General features: G+C 67.9%; 15 protein-coding genes. 3 read left to right on the top strand and 12 right to left on the bottom strand.

The window, feature by feature from the left end; translation table 11 throughout:
- Positions 1-46: 46 nt before the first annotated feature.
- The 6 genes from metW to argB all read right to left on the bottom strand — a co-directional run bounded on the left by metW (position 47) and on the right by argB (position 7,549).
- Positions 47-655: a methionine biosynthesis protein MetW gene (metW, locus tag FPJ27_RS35110; protein ID WP_034179337.1), complete on the bottom strand. Its 609-nt coding sequence runs from the start codon at positions 653-655 to the stop codon at positions 47-49.
- A complete protein-coding gene (locus FPJ27_RS35105; RefSeq protein ID WP_204425017.1) occupies positions 652-1,797 on the bottom strand; it encodes a homoserine O-acetyltransferase in 1,146 nt (381 codons plus the stop codon). Before FPJ27_RS35105 ends, metW begins: the two co-directional genes overlap by 4 nt.
- Before the next feature lie 259 nt (positions 1,798-2,056).
- On the bottom strand, positions 2,057-4,999 hold the full coding sequence (locus FPJ27_RS35100) for an autotransporter outer membrane beta-barrel domain-containing protein (RefSeq protein WP_239483350.1): 2,943 nt from the start codon (positions 4,997-4,999) through the stop codon (positions 2,057-2,059).
- 230 nt (positions 5,000-5,229) lie between these two features.
- A complete protein-coding gene (slmA, locus tag FPJ27_RS35095) occupies positions 5,230-5,895 on the bottom strand; it encodes a nucleoid occlusion factor SlmA (protein ID WP_072437594.1) in 666 nt (221 codons plus the stop codon).
- Positions 5,862-6,653 (bottom strand): pyrimidine 5'-nucleotidase, encoded by a 792-nt coding sequence (locus FPJ27_RS35090; RefSeq protein ID WP_072437593.1) that lies wholly within the window; start codon positions 6,651-6,653, stop codon positions 5,862-5,864. The genes slmA and FPJ27_RS35090 overlap by 34 nt, the downstream gene beginning before the upstream one ends.
- Entirely contained in the window at positions 6,650-7,549 is a 900-nt protein-coding gene (argB, locus tag FPJ27_RS35085; protein WP_006754950.1) for an acetylglutamate kinase, read from the bottom strand. Before argB ends, FPJ27_RS35090 begins: the two co-directional genes overlap by 4 nt.
- Positions 7,550-7,842: 293 nt before the next feature.
- Between argB and FPJ27_RS35080 the strand changes: the two genes are divergently transcribed.
- The 3 genes from FPJ27_RS35080 (at position 7,843) to FPJ27_RS35070 (ending at position 10,133) form a co-directional block, all read left to right on the top strand.
- Positions 7,843-8,067: a cysteine-rich CWC family protein gene (locus FPJ27_RS35080; protein ID WP_072437592.1), complete on the top strand. Its 225-nt coding sequence runs from the start codon at positions 7,843-7,845 to the stop codon at positions 8,065-8,067.
- A 91-nt stretch (positions 8,068-8,158) separates the two neighbouring features.
- Entirely contained in the window at positions 8,159-9,577 is a 1,419-nt protein-coding gene (locus tag FPJ27_RS35075) for an ATP-binding protein (protein ID WP_175963304.1), read from the top strand.
- Between the two features lie 13 nt (positions 9,578-9,590).
- Positions 9,591-10,133, top strand: a complete 543-nt coding sequence (locus tag FPJ27_RS35070) for a response regulator transcription factor (protein WP_204425013.1) — start codon at positions 9,591-9,593, stop codon at positions 10,131-10,133.
- Between the two features lie 177 nt (positions 10,134-10,310).
- Here the strand turns inward: FPJ27_RS35070 and hslU are convergent, their stop codons facing one another.
- The 6 genes from hslU to xerC all read right to left on the bottom strand — a co-directional run bounded on the left by hslU (position 10,311) and on the right by xerC (position 16,845).
- Positions 10,311-11,654, bottom strand: coding sequence for an ATP-dependent protease ATPase subunit HslU (gene hslU / locus FPJ27_RS35065; RefSeq protein ID WP_072437590.1), 1,344 nt, complete (start codon positions 11,652-11,654; stop codon positions 10,311-10,313).
- Positions 11,655-11,664: 10 nt separating this feature from the next.
- On the bottom strand, positions 11,665-12,201 hold the full coding sequence (gene hslV, locus FPJ27_RS35060) for an ATP-dependent protease subunit HslV (RefSeq protein WP_006755256.1): 537 nt from the start codon (positions 12,199-12,201) through the stop codon (positions 11,665-11,667).
- A gap of 234 nt (positions 12,202-12,435) precedes the next feature.
- A complete protein-coding gene (dksA, locus tag FPJ27_RS35055) occupies positions 12,436-12,852 on the bottom strand; it encodes an RNA polymerase-binding protein DksA (RefSeq protein WP_006477498.1) in 417 nt (138 codons plus the stop codon).
- Between the two features lie 508 nt (positions 12,853-13,360).
- Positions 13,361-14,536 (bottom strand): GTP-binding protein, encoded by a 1,176-nt coding sequence (locus FPJ27_RS35050; protein ID WP_175749039.1) that lies wholly within the window; start codon positions 14,534-14,536, stop codon positions 13,361-13,363.
- 97 nt (positions 14,537-14,633) lie between these two features.
- Positions 14,634-15,848, bottom strand: a complete 1,215-nt coding sequence (locus tag FPJ27_RS35045; RefSeq protein WP_072437589.1) for a class I SAM-dependent rRNA methyltransferase — start codon at positions 15,846-15,848, stop codon at positions 14,634-14,636.
- 76 nt (positions 15,849-15,924) lie between these two features.
- Entirely contained in the window at positions 15,925-16,845 is a 921-nt protein-coding gene (gene xerC / locus FPJ27_RS35040; RefSeq protein WP_072437588.1) for a tyrosine recombinase XerC, read from the bottom strand.
- Position 16,846: the final 1 nt, after the last annotated feature.

Here is a 16,846-nt window from a genome sequence, read left to right as displayed (position 1 = left end):
GGGAGCGGCGCGGGCCGGGCCCGGCGTCCGTCAACGGCCCCCCGGCTCAGCTGCGCTTGACGCGGTAGACAGCAAGACTACCACGCCAGTTCGCTCCCCATCGAATCGGCTGGCCTTCGTGCAGCACGACGCGGTCGAGGATCGTGACGCCGACTTCGGGTGCGAGCGCCTCGAAATCCTTGATCGTCAGCACGCGCACGTTCGGCGTGTTGTGCCACTGGTACGGCAGCGATTTCGACACGGGCATCCGGCCGTGCAGCACCGACAGCCGGTGCGGCCAGTAGCCGAAGTTCGGGAACGACACGATGCACTCGCGGCCGACGCGCGCCGTTTCGCGCAGGATCGCGGCCGTCTGGTGGATCGTCTGCAGCGTCTGCGACAGGATCGCGATGTCGAAGCTGTGGTCCTCGAACAGGCGCAGGCCGTCCTCGAGGTTCTGCTGGATCACGTTGATGCCGTTCTTCGCGCTCGCGAGCACGCCCGCGTCGTTCAGCTCGATGCCGTAGCCGGTGACGTCCAGCTCCTCCATCAGCAGCGCGAGCAGCGAGCCGTCGCCGCAGCCGAGGTCGAGCACGGTCGAGCGCGGCTCGACCCAGCGTGCGATCGTGCGGAAGTCCGCGCGCGCGGACAGGGAATTCAGCGCTTGCTGGTTCATGCTCCCACCTCGTTGGCGATTCGTTCGTAATACGCGCGGATCAGGTTGTGATAGCGCGCGTCGTCGAGCAGGAACGCGTCGTGGCCGTGCGGCGCGTCGATCTCCGCGTAGCTGACCGTGCGCTTGTTGTCGAGCAGCGCCTTCACGATCTCGCGCGAACGCGCGGGCGCGAAGCGCCAGTCGGTCGAGAAGCTCGCGATCAGGTATTTCGCCTGCGTTTGCGCAAGCGCGGCGGTCAGGTTGCCGTCGAACGCCTTCGCCGGATCGAAGTAGTCGAGCGCGCGCGTGATCAGCAGGTAGGTGTTCGCGTCGAAGTAGTCGGCGAACTTGTCGCCCTGGTAGCGCAGGTACGACTCGACCTCGAACTCGACGTCGAAGCTGAAGTTGTACGCGTCGAGCGCCCCGTCGGCGCGGCGCAGCGCGCGGCCGAATTTCTCGGCCATGTCGTCGTCCGAAAGATACGTGATGTGGCCGATCATCCGCGCGACGCGCAGGCCGCGCTTCGGCTTCACGCCGTGCGCGTAGTAGTCGCCGCCGTGGAAGTCGGGATCGGACAGGATCGCCGAGCGCGCGACCTCGTTGAACGCGATGTTCTGCGCGGACAGCTTCGGCGTCGACGCGATGTCGATGCAGTGCGCGACGCGCTCCGGATACATCAGGCTCCACGCGAGTGCCTGCATCCCGCCGAGGCTGCCGCCCATCACGGCGGCGAAGCGCTCGATGCCGAACGCATCGGCGACGCGCGCCTGTGCGTGCACCCAGTCCTCGACGGTGACCACCGGATAGCGCGCGCCGTACGGCTTGCCGGTCGACGGATCGATGCTCATCGGGCCGGTCGAGCCGAAGCACGAGCCGAGGTTGTTCACGCCGATCACGAAGAAGCGGTTGGTGTCGAGCGGCTTGCCCGGGCCGACCATGTTGTCCCACCAGCCGGTGCTGCGCGGATCGTCCGCATAGACGCCGGCGACGTGATGCGACGCGTTGAGCGCGTGGCAGACGAGCACCGCGTTCGAGCGCGCGGCGTTGAGCTCGCCGTACGTCTCGACGACGAGCTGATAGTTGCCGAGCGCGCTGCCGCTTTGCAAGCGCAGCGGTTCGGCGAAGTGCATGGTCTGTGGAGCGACGATGCCGATCGATTCCATTCGTTCCGCCTTATGACTGGGCAGCTAAATGGTGTCGGCGAGGCGCGGAGTCGGAGATGCGCGGCTGACGACCTCTTTAGCCGCATTTGTAGTGAACCGCCGGGACAAGACACATCATGGCCCCGGCCGGTTCGCGCGCCCGCAATCGAGTCAGCAAATCGGCGCGCTTCCGACTTGCCGCCGAGGAGGCGGCAAGTCGGCAAAGTATAGCGGAAATCCGGATCACGCGAATTTCCGCGGCCCGCTGCCGGCGGCTGCGTCACCAGCGGTATTTCGCCGCGAGTTGCCCCTTGACCACCGAGTAGTCGGACAGGTTGCCTTCCACGCCGATGCTGGCCGAGATGGCGAATCGCCTGGCGATCTGGCCGGTGGCGCCGATCCGGAGTGCCACGCGATCGCGCGGGACGCTGAACGAGAACGCGTTGCCGTCGAGCGTCAGCGAGCGCGACCCCGGGCCGTGCCACCAGTTCGCTTCGATGAACGGTCGAAGCTCGCGGCCGGACGACATTGCCGTCACGCCGTGCACGCGCACGCCGACGCGGGTCAGCACGTCGGTCGAGCGCTGCGTGTCGAGATGGCCGCCCGGCGCGGCGTGCGCGGCCGCGCGGTAGTCCGTCACGACGAGCTGCGCTTCGGGTTCGACGAAGAAACGCGTGTCGCCGCTGCGGTGGAACAGGAACGAATGGCCGGCCTCGAGCGAACCCGTGACGGTGCGCGAGCGATAGGAATCGCCGGCGAGGCTGCCGCCGACATGGTTCGCATACGCGCCATACATGACCCACGCATCGACGTACGGGCCCGACAGAATGTCGCGGTTGCCGTACCAGGTGCCGTACAGCCCCGCGTTGTAGCCTGATACGCTGCCGCGCGCGGTGGCGTTCGTCATGCGCTGTTCGATCGGGTTCCACAGCGGCCGCGTCGACCAGTTCGTCTGGCTGCCGTACAGGCCCATCGCGCCGATGCGAACGCTGCCGCCGCGGCCGTCGTCGAAGCGGAACAGGTCGGCGCCCGCATGAATCAGGCGACCGTTGCCCGATACGCTGCGCGCACCGCCCGACATCGACATGAACTGCCCCTCGGCGCGCAGCCAGGCGGCGCCGTCGAGCGCGTGCGGTGCCGCCTCCGTCTCCGTCGCTCGCAGCGAGCGGTCTTCGCGCTGGTGCAATGTATGGATCGCCATCATGGCTGCCGCGTCGGCGTTCGCCAGATACGCGTCGGGCTCCGGTGCGGAGGCGCGCTGCGGCGGCGGCTCGATTTCCGGCTGGACCGGCGGATCGGGGTCGACGAGGCCGGGGGGCGCAGGCGGTTCGGGTTTCGCGGCGGAGACCAGATGCCAGTCGTCCGGCCGACCGCCGTTCCCGCCGCGCTTGAGCATGTAGTCGTAGCCGCCCGCGGACAGTGTGCCGAAGCCCTGCCGGTAGCCGTCCGATGCCGCATCGAGCGAGAAGGCTGCGGCATCGGTGGTGCCGCCGTTGCGGGTTTCGACGATCGGGATGCCGACCGTCGTCTGCGCGCCTTCGCCGCTCGTGCGCTTAACGACGATGCCGGTGTCGCCCGACGCGTGGCCGCCGTCGATCACGAGCCGGTCGGTGGGCGACGCGTCGTCGCGCAGCGCGGTATGGAGGACCAGCTTGCCGTTGCGGGCCGCATAGTCGCCGTTGACGACGAGCGTGCGCGGCGCGGGCGGCGTGCCGGCGTCCGGCGCTGCGAATGCGATCGTCGAGTCGTTCAGCGCGACGGATCCGACCGACGAATCGGAGGTGACGATCCAGCGGCTGTCGGTATCGAGCGACAGCGTGCGGACAGCGTCCGTTGCGCCGCGCCATGTCGACGCGCCGGACAGTGCGACGTCGGTCACGGCGGAAGTCGGGCTGCCGTCGTCGGCCGGCTGATTCACGATGTCGCCCGCCGCTTGCGCGCCGGTGTCGAGCGTCAGGCGCACGGGCGCGCCCGACTGGGCCCGGACCGACAGCAGCGTGCCGGTGCCGCTGGCGGCGCGGGCGCTGTTCTGCAGCGTGACGTCGGCGTCAGACGCGTCGATGGCCGCATGCCGCTCGCTGAAGAGCGAGCCGCCGTCGGCCGTCAGCCTGCCGCCGTGGACGCTCGCGGCAGGCGCGGCGTTGCCGGTTGCGCGGGCATCGGTGCGCAGCAGGTCGATGCTGCCGCCGGCGCTTGCATGGAGGGCTGCGGCCTCGTTGCCGCGCGTCTCGACGGTTGCGTCGACGAGCGACGCAACCGACCCCGTGCCGGCGGACATCGCACCGCGCGCGCGCTCGCCGGTCGTCACGATGCCGCCGCGTGTCATCGTGACCCGGCCGCCGAGCCGGGCCAGTGCGCCGACCGAACGGGCGCCGGTGGTTGTCACCTGCGTATCGATCGCGTCGATGGTCGGCGTGTGGGTATATTCCATCGATGCGTACAGCCCGTGTGCGCTGCGGCCGTGCGTGACGATTTGCGTACGCGCGAGCTCGACGCGCCCTTCGCGGGTGTCCACGCCGAGCGCGTAATCGCCACCGGTTTCCAGATGGCTGTCGCTGAAGGCGACAGCCGACGCGCCGGGCAGGTACAGCGCCGACGCGTAGTCGCCATCGGTCCGGATACCCGTGCGATTCAGCGTCGCACGGACGCCGTCGTAGCTGATGGCCACGCCATGGGCAAACAGGCCGCTGGTGCGAATCAGCGTGTTGGCGACGTCGATGACGCCGCCCGGCACGTAGTTCGCCAGGATGCCATACGCCTCCTTGCCCCGCGTGACGATGACGCTGTCGGCGATGCGGAGCCGGCTGCCGGCGCTGTAGACGGACGCGCCGTGCGAATAATCGCCGTCGGTATCGATCGAGATGCGTTCCGCGCTCGCGCTGCCGCCGTATCGGATGTCGATTCCGGCACTGGAGCCGCCGCGGGTGCGGATTTCCGTATCGCTCAGCCTGGCGCTCGAGCCGGCGCCTTGCGCGGCCGCGCCCGCCGCGAAATAGGCGGTGGAGAACACGCGCGTCTTGCCGGTCGTCACCAGCGTGCCGCCATTGACGGCGGAAAGCACGGCCTTGCCCGGTTGCGTCGTCGAATAATCTCCCGGCGCGATTTCAAGCACGACACCGTCCGCCTGTTGCGGACCGCCGTTGGTCACCTGCGCGGCCGACGGCCATGGCACTGCCGCCCCCGCAAGCAATGCCGAATGGGCGAGGCGTCGGGCTGCCCTCATCCGGGAATGTCGGAATCTGCGATTCACCATTTCACCTGAATTTATCTGCAATTAGATAAACGTAACCCGAAAGGTGATGGGGTGAAATTGGACGAGTTCGAATTCGCGGGGGCATTCGCCGCCGGCAGAAGCAGGCGGGAAGGTGCGAGCCGACGCGGCGGAGCGGCCGCACCGTCCGTCGTCGAATGCGCGAAACCGGTGTGCGTTGCCGGACAGGGGCCGGCGCGGCGCTACTGCAGGATCAGCCGCAAATGCGCGTCGGCCTGCTCGCCGGGCGATTTCTGGAACCCGCCTTTCGCGAAGCGGTGCCACCTGCCGATCACGTAGCTGACGAGCAGGCTCGCTCGCGCAGCCGGATCGTAATCGGCCGGCAGCACGAACGGCGTTGCACCGTCCTGCGGCGCATTCGCCTCCGTGCGCGCAACCCGCAGGCATTGCTTGACGGTCGCTTCGATGCGGTCGAGCAACTGGTTCACGCGCTCGGTGAGCCGCTCGTCCTCGCCGACCAGCGCCTCGCCCGTCAGCACGCGCGTCATCCCCGGGTTCTTCGCGGCGAAATTGAGCATCGTCAGCGCGATCGTGCGCGCCTGCAGCACGCCGTTCGGCTCCTTCGCGACGATCTGGTTGACGAGGCCGAACAGCGACTGCTCGATGAACTCGATCAGCCCTTCGTACATCTTCGCCTTGCTCGGGAAATGGCGGTACAGCGCGGCTTCCGACACGTCGAGCCGGGCCGCGAGCGCGGCCGTCGTGATCTTCTCGCGCTTCGGCGCCTCGAGCATCGCCGCGAGCGTCTGCAGGATCATCACGCGGCGCTCGCCCGGCTTCGGGCGCGGGCGGGAGGGTGTGGCCTGGCCTTCCGTTACGGCTTGGTCCTGCGGGTAAGTCGGCTGCATTTCTGTCGCCCCGATCGTGTGCCCAGTCGCAGCGATTTTAACGAACGAATCCGCTGGTCGACGTAATGCGGGCGGCCGGTACCCGGCAGGTGGCCGGGAAGATGGCCGGTAATCCAGACCGTGCCGATGCCGAGGCGCTTGTAGCGCTTCAGGTGGTCGCGCGTATCCTCGACGAGGATCGCATCCGAAAAGCGCGCACGCGAGGCGCGCAGCGTCCGGCGCAGCATCGTGTGGTCGGGCTTCGCGCGCCACGTGCGGCGGTCGCGCATGTGCTCGATCGCGATCACGCGCTCGAACAGCCGTTCGATGCGCAGTTCGCGCAGCACCGCGCGCGCGTAGTTCTCCGGCGCGTTGGTCAGCACGAACTTGCGGCCCGGCAGCGCGGCGATGATGTGTGCGAGGCCGCGCTCGGCGCGCACCATCGCGGGGAGATCGGAAAACGTGTGAACCGCGCGCAGGAAGTCGTGCGGATCGATCGGGTGATGGCGCGTGAGGCCGAGGAGCGCGGCGCCGTAGCGCTGCGTATAGCCGGTGCGCAAGCGGTCGGCTTCGGCGCGCTCGACCTTGAGCGCATCGATGATGTATTGCGTCATCGCACGGTTGATCTCGGGAAAGATCGCGTGCGATGCGTGGTGCAGCGTGTTGTCGAGATCGAACAGCCAGACGGGCGCGCCGGCGCGCGGCCGGCTGCGCGAGATGCGCCGGCGCCGCAGCGGGGCCGGCAGGTCGGGGCTGGCGGTCTTGCGGCGCGTGCTCAATGCGAGCGGATCATCGTGCCGAACGGCTGCTCGGTCAGGATTTCCAGCAGCACCGAGTGCTCGATCCGGCCGTCGACGATGTGCACCGACTTCACGCCGCTCTTCGCGGCGTCGAGCGCCGACGAGATCTTCGGCAGCATGCCGCCGGAGATCGTGCCGTCCTCGAACAGCGCGTCGATCTCGCGCGCGGACAAATCGGTCAGCAGGTTGCCGTCCTTGTCCATCACGCCCGGGATGTTGGTCATCATCAGCAGCTTCTCGGCGTTCAGCACCGTGGCGAGCTTGCCCGCGACGAGGTCTGCGTTGATGTTGTACGACAGGCCGTCTTCGCCGAAGCCGATCGGCGAGATCACCGGGATGAACGCGTCGTCCTGCAGCGCCTTCACGACTGCCGGGTTGATCGCCTCGACTTCGCCGACCTGGCCGATGTCGATGTACTGGCCCGGGTTGTCGCGGTCCGGCATCAGCAGCTTGCGCGCGTGGATCAGGCCGCCGTCCTTGCCCGTCAGGCCCACCGCGTGGCCGCCGAAATGGTTGATCAGCGTCACGATGTCCTGCTGCACTTCGCCGCCCAGCACCCATTCGACGACTTCCATCGTCTCTTCGTCGGTGACGCGCATGCCCTGGATGAAGGTGCCGGCCTTGCCGATCTTTTTCAGCGCCTGATCGATCTGCGGACCGCCGCCGTGGACGATCACCGGATTGATGCCGACCAGTTTCAGCAGGATCACGTCGCGCGCGAAGCCTTGCTTGAGCCGCTCTTCCGTCATCGCGTTGCCGCCGTATTTGATGACCACGGTCTTGCCGTGGTAGCGGCGGATGTACGGCAGCGCCTCGGCGAGGATTTCTGCTTTCAGCGTGGGGGCGATCTGCGAGAGGTCGATGGGCTCGGACATGGCGGCGGCTCAGGCTGGGAACGATTGAAACACGGCGAATTGTACAGGAGTGGCGCAGCGCAGCATCGTGTTTTTGGGTGGCCGGAGCGCTGGCGGCGCGGCTCGGACACCGCACGCAGCGGCCCGCCGGCTATGGCGCTGTGGGATGCGGGCGACGGTGCGCGGGCGGCGGCGGCGGGCAGGTTCGCGTGCGCTCGCGACGAACCTCGGCCGGGCGGCCGGTGCGCAAAATCCGTGCGCCGCGCTATGCTTGTCGCGTGGGGCGACTTCACGCCCGTTTCCGCGATTGCGCCATGACCGATTCCGCCGCCGACGCCCGTTCCGCCCCGCGCCGCGCGCGCTGCCCGCACTGCGGGCGCGGCTTCGATTGCGGCGCGCTCACGCAGCCGTTCGACTGCTGGTGCGCATCGATGCCGGCGCTGCCCGGCGGCACGCAGCCCGCGGCCGGCGTGCGCTGCCGGTGCCCCGAGTGCCTGGCCGACGAGATCGCGCGGCGCATGGCCGGCGCGACCGGCTGACGGCGCCGGCCGGGCACGCGGTGCGCTCCGTGCCCGCGCTTCGATCCGGCCCCGCTGGAGGCACCGCCCGCTAAACGGGTAAACTGCCCGGATGCAACGAATCACCACCACCGGACGCGTCAACCTCAGTCATCTGTTCTGGCTCCGCAATCTCGCGATCGTCGGCCAGCTCGTGACGATCGGCGTCGTGCAGACCTATTTCGGTGTGCATCTGCCGCTGCCTGCGATGCTGATGGTCATCGCGCTCGAAATCGTTTTCAACGCGCTGACCTGGGTGCGCGTGCTGCGAGCACGGCCCGAGACCAATTTCGAGCTACTCGGCCAGCTGTGGGTCGACCTCGGCGCGCTGTCCGCGCTGCTGTTCCTGTCGGGCGGCACGACCAACCCGTTCGTGTCGCTGTACCTGCCGTCGCTCGCGATCGCGGCGGCCGTGCTGCCGTGGCACCTGATGATCTGGCTCGCGGCGTTCGCGGTCGCGTGCTATGCGGCGCTCGGCTTCGATTCGGTGCCGCTCAACATGGACAATCCCGCGAACCTGTTCGACTACTACCGCACCGGGATGTGGGCGAACTTCATGGTCAGCGTCGGGCTGATCGCGTGGTTCGTCGCGCGCATGTCGAATGCGCTGCGCCAGCGCGATGCGGCGCTCGGCGAAGCGCAGCAGCACCTGCTGCGCGACGAGCGTGCTGTCGCGCTCGGCGTGCAGGCCGCCACCGTCGCGCACGAGATGGGCACGCCGCTGTCGACGATCGCGATGCTCGCCGAGGAATTGCGCGACGCGGCGCGCGCCGATCCGGGGCTGGCCCGCTACGAGGCCGACCTGAAGGTGCTCGAGGAACAGATGACGCTCTGCACGTCGGCGCTCGCGCGCCTGCGCAGCCGCGCGAGCGCGCCCGCGAGCCGCCAGCCGGTGGACGACTGGCTCGACACGTTCGTCGAACACTGGCGCCTGCGGCATCCGCACGTGCAGTTCGAGCTGCTCGGCGCGCGTCCGGCGGGCGTCGCGCTCGACGATACGGTCGCGGCCGGCCAGATCCTGACGATCCTGCTCGACAACGCCGCGCGCGCGAGCCCGCAGCGCGTGACGCTGGCCGCGAAGGTCGCGCACGACCGCGCGGCCGACGAGATCGAATTCGAGGTATGCGACGACGGGCCCGGCATTCCGGCCGCGCTGCGCGAATCGCTCGGCGCGATGCCGGTCGACAGCACGCAGGGCGGGCACGGGGTCGGCCTGTATCTCGCGTTCAGTGCGGCCGTGCGGCTCGGCGGCGCGATCGAACTGTCCGATGTCACGCCGCGCGCGGCGGGCGGCAACGGGCGGGCCGGCGGTGCGGCGAACGGCCAGGCTGCGGCTGCATCGGGCCAACGCGCGGGCGAACGCATGGCCGAACGAACGGCAGGCACGCCGGACAGCCGCGCGGCCGGCGCAACCGCCGGGCGCGGTACGCGGGCCGTGCTGCGCCTGCCGGTCGTGCGCGTCGCGGCGCCGGCCGCCTCAACCAACACGTAGACGGAGAAACCACATGAGCGAGAACAATTTCCTGGTGATCGACGACAACGAGGTGTTCGCGGGCACGCTCGCGCGCGGCCTCGAGCGGCGCGGTTACGCGGTCCAGCAGGCGCACGACAAGGAGACGGCGCTCAGGCTCGCCGCGGGCGGCAAGTTCCAGTTCATCACCGTCGACCTGCATCTCGGCGAGGATTCGGGCCTGAGCCTGATCGCGCCGCTGTGCGACCTGCAGCCCGATGCGCGGATTCTGGTGCTGACCGGCTACGCGAGCATCGCGACTGCCGTGCAGGCCGTGAAGGAAGGCGCCGACAACTATCTCGCGAAGCCTGCGAACGTCGAGTCGATCCTGGCCGCGCTGCAGACCAACGCGACCGAAGTGCAGGCCGACGAGGCGCTCGAGAATCCGGTCGTGCTGTCGGTCGACCGGCTCGAATGGGAGCACATCCAGCGCGTGCTCGCGGAGAACAGCAACAACATCTCGGCGACCGCGCGCGCGCTGAACATGCACCGCCGCACGCTGCAGCGCAAGCTCGCGAAGAAGCCGGTGCGGCAGTAAGTCCGGCGTGACGCGCGCCGCAGTCGTCGCGGCGGGTGTCGATTCCGTACGACGGGCGGCGCGGGTTGCGATGGGCGATCGCGCATGCGGGCAGGCTGGGCGCGGCTGTCCGCCGGACGCGCCAACGAAAACGGGCGGCCCGCCGGGTCGCCCGTTTCGCATTCGCCGCCGCGCGCGTTACAGCACGTAGCGCGACAGATCCTCGTCCTGCGCCACTTCGCCGAGCGCGCGGTCGACATACGTCGCGTCGATCGTCACGCGCTCGCCGGCGTGATTGCCGGCCGAGAACGACACTTCCTCGAGCAGTTTCTCGATCACCGTGTACAGCCGGCGCGCGCCGATGTTCTCGGTCTTCTCGTTGACCGCATACGCGATCTCCGCGAGACGGCGGATGCCGTCCTGGGCGAATTCGAGCTGCACGTCTTCGGTCGCGAGCAGCGCCTGGTACTGCTTGACGAGGCTCGCGTCGGTTGCATCGAGGATCGCCTCGAAGTCTTCCACCGACAGCGATTCGAGCTCGACGCGGATCGGGAAGCGGCCCTGCAGTTCCGGAATCAGGTCGCTCGGCTTCGCGAGGTGGAACGCGCCGCTCGCGATGAACAGGATGTGATCGGTCTTCACCATCCCGTACTTCGTGTTGATCGTCGTGCCTTCGACGAGCGGCAGCAGGTCGCGCTGCACGCCCTGGCGCGACACTTCGCCGCCGCTGCCTTCATTGTTGCGCGACGTGATCTTGTCGATCTCGTCGAGGAACACGATGCCGTTCTGCTCGACGTTCTGCACGGCCTTCGTCTTCACTTCCTCGTCGTTGAGCATCTTCGCCGCTTCCTCGTCGGTCAGCAGCTTCAGCGCTTCCTTGATCTTCACCTTGCGGCGCTGCTTCTTGCCGCTGCCGAGGTTCGAGAACATCGAGCGGATCTGCTCGGTCATCTCTTCCATCCCGGGCGGCGCCATGATGTCCATGCCGACCGACGGCTGCTCGAGGTCGAGCTCGACTTCCTTGTCGTCGAGCTGGCCTTCGCGCAGGCGCTTGCGGAACGTCTGGCGCGTCGCGTTGTTGTCGTCGTTCGCGTGCTCGGCATTGCCGCCGAAGCCCACCGCGCGCGGTTGCGGCAGCAGGATGTCGAGGATGCGGTCTTCCGCCTGGTCGGTCGCCTTGCTGCGCACCTTGCGCATCTCGGATTCGCGCGTCTGCTTGACCGAGATCTCGATCAGGTCGCGCACGATGCTGTCGACGTCGCGGCCGACGTAGCCGACTTCGGTGAACTTGGTCGCTTCGATCTTGATGAACGGCGCATCGGCGAGCTTCGCGAGGCGGCGCGCGATTTCGGTCTTGCCGACGCCCGTCGGCCCGATCATCAGGATGTTCTTCGGCGTGATTTCCGTGCGCAGCGGATCGGCGACCTGCTGGCGGCGCCAGCGGTTGCGCAGCGCGACCGCGACGGCCTTCTTCGCCTTGTTCTGGCCGATGATGTGCTTGTCGAGTTCCGAGACGATCTCGGCAGGGGTCATGGTGCTCATGGGGCGGTCCTTACTCGATCGTTTCGATGATGCGGTTGTGGTTCGTGTAGATGCACATGTCGCCGGCGATCCCGAGCGACTTCTCGACGATCTCGCGCGGCGACAGCTCGGTGTTCTCGGCGAGCGCGCGGGCCGCGGCCTGCGCGTACGCGCCGCCCGAGCCGATCGCGCAGATGCCGCCTTCGGGGTCGAGCACGTCGCCGTTGCCGGTGATCACGAGCGTGGTGGTCGCATCGGCCGTGATCAGCATCGCCTCGAGGCGGCGCAGCATCCGGTCGGTGCGCCAGTCCTTCGCGAGCTCGACGGCCGCACGGGTCAGGTTGCCCTGGTGCTTCTCGAGCTTCGCCTCGAAGCGGTCGAGCAGCGAGAACGCATCGGCGGTGCCGCCCGCGAATCCGACCAGAACCTGGTTGTTGTAGATCCGCCGCACTTTCCGCGCGCCACCCTTCATGACGATGTTGCCGAGGGTTACCTGGCCGTCGCCGCCGAGCGCGACCTTGTCGCCGCGCCGGACCGAAACGATGGTCGTGCCGTGAAATTGCTCCATCTGCGTTCCTTGAGAAAAACGGGGAAGAGTCGGGCGGCGCGAGGCGCCGCCGCGTGAATCGCAGTGCGCCGGGGAGCGGCCCGGCGCGCGTCCGTTTCATTTTAGGGCGGGCGCGGCGATATCAAGAGGCGGGAGGCAAATCGGCCGGTGGGGAACCGGTGCCGGAAAAACAAAAAGCGCGCGGCAGGCCGCGCGCTTTCGGGAAGCAGCGTGTCGGAGCGGAACGCCGCTCGATCAGTCGCCGAACAGCTTCTGGCGCAACTCGCGGCGCTCCTGCGCCTCGAGCGACAGCGTGGCCGTCGGACGCGCGAGCAGGCGCGGAATGCCGATCGGCTCGCCGGTTTCCTCGCACCAGCCGTAATCGCCGGAATCGATGCGGGCGAGCGACTGCTGAACCTTCTTGAGGAGCTTGCGTTCGCGATCGCGCGTGCGCAGCTCGAGCGCGTGCTCTTCCTCGATCGTCGCGCGATCGGCGGGATCGGGGACGATCACCGTCTCGCGCAGGTTCTCGGTCGTCTGGCCTGCATTCTTGAGGATGTCCGCCTGCAACTGTTCGAGCCGATTTTTGAAGAAGGCGAGCTGATCCTCATTCATGTAATCCTTGTCGCTCATCTTCAGGATTTCGGCTTCGGTCAAGAGTTTCTTCGTCATCTGCTTGCTTCTTCAATGTGCGGCAAATCGACAGATATTGCCTGCACTTTGGGATTACCCGCAACCGCGTTTGCATTCATTTGCGATTTGCCGCCGCGGGGCCGAAAGCCTCTGGAAAAACCGGTTCTCAAATACCAGGATAGGCCTGGCGCGGATTTGCGCGCGCGGCGAACCGGTGTGCTGCGCGGCAGATCGCATCGGCCGCGGCCGGGTGGCGGATTGGCGATCCGGCGCGGTTGCGATGCCCGGAAAACTGGTTCAGCAAGAACCGGGCCTGTTTGTTGCCGTACTCCAGCGGGCACGTATTGTAACTGAATCGCAAGCGGGCGCCGTATCGGGTCGATCCCCGTCGGCTGCGCCAATATCTAGAAAATATAACGCGCAAATCGCGAAAAAGCGATGACGGCGAAACCCTGCCCGCCCAGCGCCGCCGGGGCCGCCGCGAAAGCGGCGGCGCGGGCGGGGCGCAAAGGGGCAAAAAGGGCCGCAAACGCGGCGCCCGCGCGCGTCAGGCGAGGCAGGCGTCGAGGCCGTCGGTGATCAGGTCCTGCGGCAGGTCGACGCCGATGAACACCATCTTGTTGGTCTTCTTTTCGGCCGGCAGCCACTTGGCGGCGAGGTCGCTGCCCATCATCTGGTGCACGCCCTGGAACACGACCTTGCGGTCGACGCCCTTCATGAACAGCACGCCCTTGTAGCGCAGCATCCGCTCGCCGTAGATCTGCAGGATGCCGCCGAGGAAGTCTTCCAGCTTGTTCGGGTCGAACGGGCGGTCGTTGCGGTACACGAACGACTTGATCTTGTCGTCATGGTGCGCGTGGTGGTGATGGTGGTGGCCGTGGTCGTGATCGTGCGCGCATTGACCGTGATCGTGGTCGCAATCGGCGTGATCGTGATCATGGTCGTGATCGTGGTGGTGGTGCGCGTGATCGTCCTCGGCGAGGAAGTCGGGGTCGATCTCGAGCTTCGCGTTCAGGTTGAAGCCGCGCAGGTCGAAGATTTCCTTGATGTCGGCTTCGCCGAAATTCACGACCTTGATCGCGGCCCTCGGGTTCATGTGCATCAGGCGGTGCTTGAGATCGGCGACGGTCTGGTCGTCGACGAGGTCCGACTTCGTGATGAACAGGCGGTCGGCGAAACCGACCTGGCGCTGCACGACTTCGTGTTCGTCGAGCTGCGCGTCCGCGTGTTTCGCGTCGACGAGCGTGATGACCGCGTCGAGCAGGAAATCGTCGGCGATTTCGCTGTCGATGAAGAAGGTTTGCGCGACGGGGCCCGGGTTCGCGAGGCCGGTCGTCTCGATCACGATGCGGTCGAAGTCGAGCTTGCCTTCGCGCTTCTTCGCGGCCAGATCGCCGAGCGCGCGTGCGAGGTCGCCGCGGATCGTGCAGCAGATGCAGCCGTTGCTCATCTGGATGATCTGCTCGTTCGAATCCTGCACGAGGATTTCGTTGTCGATGTTCTCTTCGCCGAACTCGTTCTCGATCACGGCGATCTTCATGCCGTGCTGTTCGTTCAGGATGCGCTTGAGCAGCGTCGTCTTGCCGCTGCCGAGAAAGCCGGTAAGGATGGTGACGGGAGTGGCCATGTCGGTCGCCTGTGGTTCGTGAATCGGGGTCAAAACCAGGATGTGCGTCGCGCCCTCGCGCTGCGAGCCGGGGCGCACAACCATCCATTGAAACATACCTGTCAAGCCCCCGCCCGTCGTCCGGACGACAGGCGAAAGCGCTGGCCCGCCAGGCGGGGCCGGCGGACCAGGGTGTCCGCCAAGATCGGGGCGATCAGACGATTTGCAACAGCAGGCCCTTCAGATATTCGCCTTCCGGGAACGCGGCGAGCAGCGGGTGATCGACGCCCGCGCCGAGCCGCTTCAGGATGCGCGCATCGACCTTCGCGTCGGCTGCCGCGCCCGCGACGATCTTCTGGAACAGGTCCATGTCGATCGCGCCCGAGCACGAGTACGTGAACAGCAGGCCGCCCGGGCGCAGCAGCTTGAAGCCGCTCAGGTTGATGTCCTTGTATGCGCGCGCCGCGCGATCGACGCTGTCGCGGGTCGGCGCGAACTTCGGCGGATCGAGCACGATCAGGTCGAAACGTTCGCCTTCGTCGACGAGGCGGCGCAGCGTCTTGAATGCGTCGGCGTCCAGCCAGGTCGCGCGTTCGGCATCGAAGCCGTTGGCGACGACGTTCTGCTGCGCGAGCGCGAGCGCATCGCCCGACGAGTCGATCGACACGACGCGTTTCGCGCCGCCCTTGAGCGCCGCGAGCGAGAAGCCGCCCGTGTAGCAGAAGCAGTTCAGCACGTCGCGGCCGGCCGCGTACTGCGCGACGAGCGCGCGGTTGTCGCGCTGGTCGACGTAGAAGCCCGTCTTGTGGCCGTTCGGCACGTCGACGTGATAGCGCACGCCGTTTTCGTTCGCGATCAGCGTCGCGGGCGGCGCGTCTCCTGCCAGCACGCCGGTCGTCTGTTCGAGCCCTTCCTTGTCGCGGATCGACACGTCCGAGCGCTCGTACACGTTCGGGCAGCCGGTCGCGCCGGTGAGCGCCGCGACGATCGCGTCCTTCCACGCTTCGACGCCGGCGGCCATGAACTGGCAGACGAGCTGGCCGCGCGGCGTCGCGCCGGCTTCCGCGGTGTCCGCGACGTAGTAATCGACGATCAGCCCCGGCAGTCCGTCGGCCTCGCCGAACACGAGCCGCACCGCACCCGTGCCGGACACCATCGTCGTGCGGTGCGCGACCGCGCGCTGCACGCGGCGCTTGAAGAACGCGTGGTCGATCGGCTCGTTCTCGTCGAAGCTCCACACGCGCACGCGGATCTGCGACTGCGGGCTGTACGCGCCGCGCGCGAGGAAGCGGCCGTCGTGCGTGCGCACGATCACGGTTGCGCCGGGCGCGGGCTTGCCGTCGACGCGGTCGATCGCATTGGCGTAGATCCAGGGATGGCGGCGCAGCAGCGATTTTTCCTTGGACGGCTTGAGTGTGACGGTTTGCATGATGGGATCGAAATGGGCCGCGCCCGAAGCCGACCGTTGCCGGTCGCCGCACGCGGCGGGTAACACGGGACGCGCGTCAGTCGCGCTTCTTCGCGCGCGGATGCGCGCTGTCGTAAATCTTCGCGAGATGCTGGAAGTCGAGCGACGTATAGACCTGCGTCGCGGCGACGCTCGCGTGGCCGAGCAGCTCCTGCACCGCGCGCAGGTCGCCGCTCGACTGCAGCACGTGCGTCGCGAACGAGTGGCGCAGCACGTGCGGATGGACGTTGGCGGGAATGCCCGCGGCGAGCGCCGCGCGCTTCACGCGCTCGCGCACGACGCCGGGCGACATCCGGTTGCCGCGCACCGACACGAACAGCGGATGCGGGTCGTGCTTCACGAATTCGCCGCGCACCGCGAGCCACGCGTTCAGCGCATCGATCGCCTTGCGGCCGACCGGCACCTTGCGCTCCTTGTTGCCCTTGCCGCGCACGGTGACCTCGGCCTCGGCGAGATCGAGCCAGCCGGCCGAGCGGTAGCCGTCGGCCTGCGTGTACATGACGTCGAGCCCGATCAGCTCGGCCAGGCGCAGCCCCGACGAGTAGAACAGCTCGAGGATCGCGTGATCGCGGATGCTCTCGGTCGTGCCGGCGAGCGGCGCATCCATCAACGCCGACGCGTCGTCGACCGACAGCGCCTTCGGCAGCGTTTTCGGGCGCTTCGGCGCGCGCACCGCGGCAACCGGGTTCGCGGGCATCTCGATGCGCTGCGCGAGCCAGCGGTAGAACGCGCGCCATGCCGACAGGCGGTGCGAGATCGAGCGCGCGGACAGCCCGCCCGCATGCGCGCGCGCGACCGCGCCGCGCATGTCGACGGCCGTCAGCGTGTCGAGCGGTCGGCCGGCCGCGAGCTTCTTCAGTTCGTCGAGTTCGTGCGTGTACGCGCGCAGCGTATGTTCCGACAGCTGCCTGACGTGCTTCAGGTTCGACAGGTAGGCGGCGACCGGATCGTCTGTCATC

It is taken from the genome of Burkholderia sp. MS455, from assembly GCF_016899445.1.
Lineage (GTDB): Bacteria > Pseudomonadota > Gammaproteobacteria > Burkholderiales > Burkholderiaceae > Burkholderia > Burkholderia pyrrocinia_C.
This window is presented reverse-complemented; position numbering and strand designations above follow the sequence as displayed.

What these genes read in the sequence shown, in the direction of transcription:
- FPJ27_RS35045 (WP_072437589.1), bottom strand. Translation starts at nt 15,848, where the DNA reads ATGCAAACCGTCACACTCAAGCCGTCCAAGGAAAAATCGCTGCTGCGC.
- hslV (WP_006755256.1), bottom strand. Translation starts at nt 12,201, where the DNA reads ATGGAGCAATTTCACGGCACGACCATCGTTTCGGTCCGGCGCGGCGAC.
- metW (WP_034179337.1), bottom strand. Translation starts at nt 655, where the DNA reads ATGAACCAGCAAGCGCTGAATTCCCTGTCCGCGCGCGCGGACTTCCGC.
- FPJ27_RS35075 (WP_175963304.1), top strand. Translation starts at nt 8,159, where the DNA reads ATGCAACGAATCACCACCACCGGACGCGTCAACCTCAGTCATCTGTTC.
- xerC (WP_072437588.1), bottom strand. Translation starts at nt 16,845, where the DNA reads ATGACAGACGATCCGGTCGCCGCCTACCTGTCGAACCTGAAGCACGTC.
- FPJ27_RS35105 (WP_204425017.1), bottom strand. Translation starts at nt 1,797, where the DNA reads ATGGAATCGATCGGCATCGTCGCTCCACAGACCATGCACTTCGCCGAA.
- slmA (WP_072437594.1), bottom strand. Translation starts at nt 5,895, where the DNA reads ATGCAGCCGACTTACCCGCAGGACCAAGCCGTAACGGAAGGCCAGGCC.
- hslU (WP_072437590.1), bottom strand. Translation starts at nt 11,654, where the DNA reads ATGAGCACCATGACCCCTGCCGAGATCGTCTCGGAACTCGACAAGCAC.
- FPJ27_RS35080 (WP_072437592.1), top strand. Translation starts at nt 7,843, where the DNA reads ATGACCGATTCCGCCGCCGACGCCCGTTCCGCCCCGCGCCGCGCGCGC.
- FPJ27_RS35050 (WP_175749039.1), bottom strand. Translation starts at nt 14,536, where the DNA reads ATGTTTCAATGGATGGTTGTGCGCCCCGGCTCGCAGCGCGAGGGCGCG.
- FPJ27_RS35100 (WP_239483350.1), bottom strand. Translation starts at nt 4,999, where the DNA reads ATGAGGGCAGCCCGACGCCTCGCCCATTCGGCATTGCTTGCGGGGGCG.
- argB (WP_006754950.1), bottom strand. Translation starts at nt 7,549, where the DNA reads ATGTCCGAGCCCATCGACCTCTCGCAGATCGCCCCCACGCTGAAAGCA.
- dksA (WP_006477498.1), bottom strand. Translation starts at nt 12,852, where the DNA reads ATGACGAAGAAACTCTTGACCGAAGCCGAAATCCTGAAGATGAGCGAC.
- FPJ27_RS35070 (WP_204425013.1), top strand. Translation starts at nt 9,591, where the DNA reads ATGAGCGAGAACAATTTCCTGGTGATCGACGACAACGAGGTGTTCGCG.